Source organism: Kitasatospora sp. NPDC007106 (assembly GCF_040634455.1).
Lineage (GTDB): Bacteria > Actinomycetota > Actinomycetes > Streptomycetales > Streptomycetaceae > Kitasatospora > Kitasatospora arboriphila.
On record NZ_JBEYFP010001419.1, the window covers coordinates 1 to 1,101 of the forward strand.

Annotated in this window: 1 protein-coding gene; it reads right to left on the reverse strand. The window is 76.2% G+C overall.

All coding sequences use genetic code 11. The features are described from left to right. Positions 1 to 23: 23 nt before the first annotated feature. The coding region (locus ABZ641_RS38940) for an FAD-dependent oxidoreductase (RefSeq protein WP_359989440.1) at positions 24 to 1,101 on the reverse strand (1,078 nt) is incomplete at its 5' end.

Here is a 1,101-nt window from a genome sequence, read left to right on the forward strand (position 1 = left end):
GTCGGCGGTGGCGGCCGCGGCGGTCATCGGACACCCGCCGGTAGTCCGGACCGGGCGGCGGCGCCGTCCTCGGCGGGCAGGCCGAGCAGGGCGTGCGCGGCCTGCACACCGGAGCGGCAGCCGTCCTCGTGGAAGCCCCAGCCGTGGTGGGCGCCGGCGAAGGCGGTGCGTCCGGTGGTGAGTTCGGGCAGCCGGCGCTGGGCGGCGATCGTCTCGGCGGTGTAGACGGGGTGCTCGTAGACGGTGCGGGAGACGACGTCCTCCTCGGCGGGCGGGTCGTGCCGGTCTGCGTTGAGCGTCACCAGGTAGTCCTCGGCGGTGTCGAGGCCGAGCAGCCGGTTGAGGTGGTAGCTGACCTGGACGCTCTCGGCGCTGCCGCCGCAGTCGGCCATCCGGTAGTTCCAGGAGGCGCGGGCCCAGGCGGCGCGGGGCAGCCGGGAGGCGTCGCGGTGCAGCACGGTGGGGTTGCGGGAGTAGCGGAAGGCGCCGAGCACCTCGCGTTCGGCGCGGGTCGGGCGGGCGAGCAGGGCGAGCGCCTGGTCGGCGTGGGTGGCGACCACGACGGCGTCGGCGGCGGTGCGGCGGCCGTCCGCGGTGGTGATCTCCACGCCGTCGTGGTGGCGGTGCACCGCGGTGACGGGGGCGGAGCGGTGGACGGCGGTGAGGCGTTCGGCGATCCGCTCGACGTAGGTGCGGGAGCCGCCGACCACGGTGCGCCAGGTCGGCGAGCCGGTGACGCCGAGCATGCCGTGGTTCTCCAGGAAGGCGAAGAGGTAGCGGGCCGGGTAGTCGCCGGCCAGGTCGGGGGCGCAGGACCAGACGGCGGCGACCACCGGGGTCATGAAGTGGCTGGTGAAGTACCGGGAGAAGCCGCCCTCGTCGAGGAAGCGGCGCAGCGAGGGGTCGCCGGCGCCGGGGTCGGCGAGCAGCCGGCGGGCGCGGCGGTGGAAGCGCGGCACCTCGGCGAGCATCCGCAGGTAGCGGCCGCGGAGCAGGGCGTCGGGGCGGGCGAGCAGTCCGGCGGGGCCGCGGGCTCCGGCGTACTCCAGGCCGCAGCCGCGGCACTGGACGGACATGCTCATGTCGCTCTCGCGGGTCTGC